The sequence below is a fragment of the Lapillicoccus sp. genome, assembly GCF_039935575.1.
Taxonomy (GTDB): domain Bacteria; phylum Actinomycetota; class Actinomycetes; order Actinomycetales; family Dermatophilaceae; genus Lapillicoccus.
The window spans coordinates 1-6,540 of sequence record NZ_JBDTKA010000101.1; the positions used below are offsets into that span (position 1 = coordinate 1).

The window sequence follows — 6,540 nt, forward strand, 5'->3', positions numbered from 1 at the left end:
GTGACGGTGCCACTCCGCCGGGTCGAACCCCTGGGCGGCGTATGCGGTGATCCCTGCGGTGAAGGCGGCGCCGATCGAGGCGCCGACGACGCTCACGTCGAGGAACGTCTCCTCGACGTGCAACAGGCGCCGGTATGCGTCCTCCTCAGCCGAGGTGAGGGGGTCGAAGGACACGATCCTCGTGATGCTGGACACTAGCCCGTGGCGGCGTCCGCAGGCGACGAGCATTGCTCTGCGCCCCAATGGTTTCGAGGTGGGCAGCGGGTGACGGTGGGCCTGCAGTCGTGCTTGCCCACCGACCATCAGCACGATGGGGTCGAGCTCGCGAGTCAGCAGTTCCTTCGCCAGGACGGCAGCAGCCTGGTACTCCGTCATCACCGGAGTGAGGCTCTGGGCGGCGGCGGTCGCGGCGACGGCCGAGTCGCGGCATACCTCGTGCAGGAGGTGACGTTGGAGCCCGGTCAGCGGCCTGCGCAACGCGCTGAGGTCGTCGGCGAGCGGCGCCGAGCCTGAAAGCGGTCGGTCGCTGCCGACACCCGCGCCGCGCGGGAGCTGGTCGTCCCGGCTGGCCCACCAAGGAATGACCGCCCACTCTGAGTCAAGTCCTGCGAGCTCGGTGTCACGCAGGCGGGGGGCCTCGATCGCATTGGTCACGATGCTGATCCGCGATGGCGTGGTGCTGAGGTCGATGATCACGTCGAGGCAGGCGGTGTCGAGAGTCTGCGGCACGTTGACCCGGCATCCCAACAACCACCCGAGGTTCGCTGGGTCCCGAAGAACGATTGTCTGAAGGTCACGCCGGTTCGCCAAACCTGTGAGCCGGTCTAGCTTTTCCGGTAGGTCAGCCCACCGGTCAGACGCCATGGCGGACCAGTTCCGTTGCCACCGGCTGAGACCCAACGGACGAGACAGCCGAAGGACCGTCTTCACCGGTGGTGTAACCGGCACCGGGGGCGCCGGGAGTGGCGGTGGTCTCGGCCGTACCGAGGGTGACGGTGACGGGTGCCCCGTCGAAGCCAACCATCTGGTGTTCACCTGACGGGACGTTGCCGTAAGCGTGCAGCTGCCAGGGCCGCGTCAGCAGGTCGGCCACGGCACGGACCTGTTGGTCGACGGCCACGCGAGGGATCAGCGCGCCGTCGCGGACCAACACCGGCATCTGCTCGAGCGTCACGTCGAGGTGGTGAAACCCGGGTCCGGTGAAGGTTCGCCCGTCGGCGAGGTCGACCCACCGTCCGGCTGGGACGTAGAACCGGCGTCGTACGCGGTCGGGTGAGTCGTCGAACACCGGGACGACCAGCAGGTCCTCACCGAGGAGGAACTGGTCGTCGATGCCACTCGCGACGGGGTCGTCGGGGTGGTGCAGACCCAGCGGTCGCATCAGAGGCCAGCCGTGCGTGGCGGCTTGCTGGGCGACCTGCCACAGATAGGGGATCAGGCTGTAACGCAGGCGTATCCAGTCGCGGCAGATCTTCAGGGCTTGGTCACCGAAGGCCCAGGGTTCCCGGGGGCGCAGCCCGTGGGCACGCATGAGCGGAGAGAGGGCGCCGAGCTGGGTCCAGCGCACATACAGCGCGGGGGTCAGCTCCGGGCCGAAGAACCCGCCGATGTCGTGGCTCCAGAACCCGGGCGCGCTCATGGCGTAGGACAGGCCGCCGCGGACCGTCGCCTGCATACCGGCGACTGTCGACTCGGCGTCGCCGCCCCATTGCCCGGGGTAGCGCTGCGACCCCGCCCATCCGCTACGGCCCCATACCAAGGGTGGGCGGCCGGTGAACTCACGGATCGCGTCGGACACGGCCGCGTTGTACCGCAGCGGGTACAGGTTGTGGGCCAGGTGCGCTGGGGTGCCGTCGTGCAGGGCGACATCATCGGGCAGCGCCTCCCCGAAGTCGGTCTTGAACACGGCGACACCGTCGTCCAGGAACGGGCGGTGCATCTCCTGCCACCACCGACGCGCGTCCGGGTTGGTGAAGTCGATGAGGGCCCGCATCCGCCCATCTGGGGTCGGCGTCTTCCGGATCTCGGCGAGGCTTCCATCGCGGCGGCGGACGAGGTACCCCTGCTGCTCGGCGTGCTCGAAGATCGGTGACGCCGGGTCGAGGTAGGGCAGCTCCCAGACCGAGAGTCTCAGGTCCAGGTCGGCGAGGTCCTCGACGAACTTTTTGCGGTCGCCGAACCGTGCGGTGTTCCAGATGAAGTCGGTGTTGAGCCGGTCGACGACGAGCCAGTCGGGGTCGAGGTGCAGGACGTCTGCGGGTATGTGGTGTTCACGCATGGTCCGGCCGACCTCGAGCATCTCTTGGCTGGAGTGGTAGCGGCAGCGGCCCATCCAGTAGCCGAAGGCCCATGGCTGCGGCACGTCGGGACGGCCGGTCAGTGCCGTGTACGCGGTCAGCCTGGCGGCGGGCCGCGATTCGGCGATGACATAGAGGTCGAGGCCGGCGTCCTCCACGGTGAGAGAGAGCACGGCCGGTCGAGAATGACCGACATCGGCGGTGAGGACGGCACCGGTGTTGACGAACCCGGTGTACCCCCGCGACGAATGCCACACCGGGACGGGTTTGTAAGCCAGACCGGTGCCCGTCCCACAGGCGTCCTCGCAGCGCAGCCGCAGCAGCTGACCGTTCTTGACCAGCCGGCCGAACTGTTCGCCGAACCCGAGGATGTCCTCGTCCGGTCCGAGCTCGAGGTTGAGCGTCATCGCCCCGGGCAACGCGAGTACCGACGGTGCCATGAGGAGGCCCGCGACCTGCCTGAGCCGGTGAGCGGTTCGCAGCAGCACAGTCGGTACGTCATCGTCGTCGATCAGGGTCAGGGTGAACGGGGCTCTGCCGACCACCAGGCGCAGCCGGCCGCAGCGGATGACGATCTCGGTGTCGGTGGCGTGCACGTCGAGAGCGGCCGGGTCGGGCGCCGGGTTGACCACGATTCCCAGTGCTGTCCCGTCGTCATCAAGGCAGGCTGACCCGTGTTCCGCGAGCTGGAGGCGCAGTGTCCCGGGTTGCGGGGCGCTGACCTTCAGGATGAAGGGGGTGGGAGCTGTCGAGGGCAGCTGGATATCGGGCAGGTTGGGCAGGGTCGTCTCGACGCCCTGGGCGTCCAGCGGCTCCCCGGTCAGCCAGCCGGGCATCATCCCCAGCTGGACCCCGGGCAGCGCGTCGACGGTGAGGGAGAGGCTCGCCTGGTCCCGAGTGTGGTGGGTGACGTGCCGCAGCAGCAGGGTGTCGGGCATACAGAGTCAGCCCTTCACAGCGCCGGCGGTGATGCCGGCGACGAAGTAGCGCTGCAGGAACACGTAGGCGATGACGATGGGGGCCGACGCGACGACGACACCGGTGAACAGCAGGGGGAAGTTGGTGAGGAACTCGCCTTGGAAGGACAGGAGGGCCACGGGGATGGTGCGCTTGTTCGGGTCCTGGATGAACAGCAGCGGATAGAGCAGGTCGTTCCAGTGGATGACGAACAGAAAGATCGCGGTAGCCGCCAGGGAGGGGACCGACACGGGCACGACGATCGAACGGTAGGTGCGCCACGGTCCGGACCCGTCGACGGCGGTGGCCTCGAACAGCTCCTTCGGAAGGGTCTTGAGAAAGCCGGTCATGATGAACACGGCGATCGGCATGGTCACGACGATGTTGATCAAGATCAGCCCGAGCAGTGAGTCGGTCAGGCCGAAGGTCTCGAACTGGACGTACTGGGGGATCATGTTGGCCTGGGCGGGGACGGCCATGCCGAGGACGAAGAACCCGAGGAGCAGGTTGCTCTTCCAACCGGGGATGCGGGCCAAGCCGTACGAGGCGAGGCTGGCGATGAACAAGGTCAGCGGCACCGAGCAGCCGGTGACGATGACGCTGTTGCGGAAGGCCACGCCCAGGCCGGACCCGCCGAGCACCGTGCTGTAGTTGTCGAACTGCCAAGCGGTGGGCGGCAGGAACGGTGAGTTGAACAGGTCCTGGGTGGTCTTGAAACTGCCGAAGATGACGACCAGGAGCGGGACGATCACGAGGACCGCATAGACGCCGAGGACGACGCGGCGGGTCAGTTCATAGCGCATGGTCTGCTCCTCAGGCGTCAGGTTGGAGGGTTTGGACCGCACGTCGCTGCACCCACGTGATGGCGGCGATGAGGGCCATGAAGACGAGCGACTCCGCAGCGGAGTAGCCGAACTGGGAGTTGGCGAACCCGGCGTAGATCCGGGTCGACAAGATGTCCAAGGACCCCTTGGGTGGGTTCCCTCCGAGTCCGAGGATGAGGTCGAACGCCTTGAAGGACTGAACGGTGGTGTAGGCCATGACGATGGCAGTTGCCGGCGCCGTCATCGGCCAGGTCACGTGCCGGAACTGTTGCCAACGGCCGGCTCCGTCGATCTCGGCAGCCTCGTAGAGCTCTTGGGGGATCTGTTGGAGGCCAGCGACGTAGATGATCATCATCTGGCCGACGTGGAACCAGACCTGGGTCAGCGCGACCCAATATATGGCTTGGTTGTCGTTGCCGAGGAAGGCGCCTTGGAAGCGGTCGAGCCCGACGGCTCCGAGGATGCTGTTGATGAGACCGAAGTTAGGGTCGTAGACGAACTTCCAGACGAACGCGACGGAGACGCTGGACAAGATGGTCGGGAAGAAGTAGAGCGACCGTAGGGCGATCGAGCTCTTGGAGTTCTTCGTCAGGAAGACGGCCAGGGCCAGGGAGAAGGCGGTCTGGAGGATGACGACGACCAGCATGAACTTGATGTTGTTCGCCAGGGCGTTGCGAAACAGGTCGTCACCGGTGAAGACCTTCACGAAGTTGTCGAGTCCGACGAACTGGGCGGTGGGGCTGAAGCCGTCCCAGTCGGTGACGGCGTAGACGACGCCCTGGATGGTGGGGATGACGAAGAACGCGACATACAACAACAGCGCGGGGATGGGGAACAGCCACAGGCCGGGGTGGGCGGTCATAGGGTTGCGGCCGCGCGGCTTCCGGGTCACGGTGGCCAGCGGCGGGGATCCCTGCTCCTTGCCGGCGGGGGTGAGCGTGGTGGCCATGGCTACTTCCGCTTCTGGTCGACGACGGATTGGGCCTTCTCTGCTGCCTGCCCCGGGTCGGCGCCCCCGACGACTGAGGTGCACGCGCCCTCGACGGCGTTGCGGATGTCGAGGTTTTTGAACTGGAAGCGCGGTGCGAGAAGGGTTTTCTTGGCCAGCCAGGGTGCGGTGTGCTTCAGGTCGGCGTTGGTGTAGTCGACGTTCTTGACCGTCACGTGCTGGGAGGTGCCGTTGGCGTAGGTGGCCGCGTTCTCCGGTTGGGAGAGGAACTGCACCCATTTGAGGGCGGCGTCCTGTTTGCTGCCAGCGGTGTTGACGCCGAGGATGAAGGTGGCGTTGTAGATGCCCTCGTACTTGGCCTTGTCCTGGGCCACCGTGATGGGGGCGATGAGGTTGATCGGGAACTTCGCCCCGAGCTTGCGGACGGCGCTGATGTGGAAGGAACCGGTGGCCAGCATGGCTGCTTTACCGCTCGCAAACAGCTGCTGCAATGGCTCGGAGCTGGTACCGGTCGAGTTGGGCTCGAAGTACGGCGTGAGCTGTTGGTAGTGCTTGAGGATCCGCAGGAACCAGTCGTCGGTCACCTTGTAGGTGCCGGCCTCGATACCGGCAAAGGCGTTGTCTGTGGGCATCTCGTTCATCGCCATCGAGTTCAGCAGCTGTCCGGCGTTTGCCGGTTCACCCCCAGGCCAGGCGATCGGCACCATCCCCTTGGACTTGAGCGCGTCGCACAGGGCGAGGAAGCCGTCCCAGTCTTGGGGTAGGGCGGAGATGCCGGCGGCGCTGAAGGCGGCCTCGCTGTAGATCGGCATGTTGAAGACGAGCTGGTAAGGCAGCCCCATCTGCGCGCGTGAGTCGCTTTGACCGGCTTTGACCAGCTCAGCGAAGTAGTTGTCGACAAATGGCTGTCGGCCGAGCCCGGCGAACAGCCCGGCCTTGGTCATGTCAACGAACTGGGCTCCCCGGAAGGCCACGAACGCGTTGCCGATGGTGCCGCCGCGGACCTTCTGCAAAGCGGTGCTCTGGTAGTCGTTCGAGGGGGCGATGTCCTGGGTCACCCCGGCCCCTGGGTTGGCCTTGACGAATGAGGCAATGAGGGTGTCGAAGACGGCCTTGTCCTCGGCGCGCCAGTGGGCAAAGGAGATGGTGCCCGTCGCTGGGGTTGCGGTGGCGGGCGCCAGGAGCTGGGTGGGTGACTGCCCGCTCGTCGACCCCGCGGCTCCGCGCGCGGTGATGGTCGGTCCGACGCACCCCGCCAGGGCTGCGCCCGTGCCCGCCGCGCCGAGAACCTGCAGGAAGCGCCGGCGTTCGATCGTGAACTTCTCAGACATCGTTGTCTCCTCGTGCGGTTGCAGGGGTCTACCAGTCGACGACAGGAATGCCGAGCCGGTCGGCGGCCGTACGCAGCTGGGGGCGTACGTCCGTCCAGGCCAGGACGGTGTGGTGCGGGAAGCCACCGGTCACCAGGCCGGTGACGAAGTCGGCGGCGTTGCCGTCCAGCTGGACGGCAGCA

The 6,540-nt window shown here is 66.6% G+C and carries 5 protein-coding genes; all 5 read right to left on the reverse strand.

The genetic code is table 11. From position 1 onward, the window contains the following. Positions 1-729, reverse strand: a 729-nt coding sequence (locus ABI385_RS12410) for a M24 family metallopeptidase (protein ID WP_348104057.1), incomplete at its 3' end; no start/stop codon positions are given. Positions 730-853: 124 nt separating this feature from the next. Beyond that, on the reverse strand, positions 854-3,235 hold the full coding sequence (locus ABI385_RS12415) for a TIM-barrel domain-containing protein (protein WP_348104058.1): 2,382 nt from the start codon (positions 3,233-3,235) through the stop codon (positions 854-856). A gap of 6 nt (positions 3,236-3,241) precedes the next feature. Further along, positions 3,242-4,057 (reverse strand): carbohydrate ABC transporter permease, encoded by an 816-nt coding sequence (locus tag ABI385_RS12420; RefSeq protein ID WP_348104059.1) that lies wholly within the window; start codon positions 4,055-4,057, stop codon positions 3,242-3,244. A 10-nt stretch (positions 4,058-4,067) separates the two neighbouring features. Continuing rightward, entirely contained in the window at positions 4,068-5,027 is a 960-nt protein-coding gene (locus ABI385_RS12425; protein ID WP_348104060.1) for a sugar ABC transporter permease, read from the reverse strand. 2 nt (positions 5,028-5,029) lie between these two features. Beyond that, a complete protein-coding gene (locus ABI385_RS12430) occupies positions 5,030-6,358 on the reverse strand; it encodes an extracellular solute-binding protein (RefSeq protein WP_348104061.1) in 1,329 nt (442 codons plus the stop codon). Between the last annotated feature and the right edge of the window lie 182 nt (positions 6,359-6,540).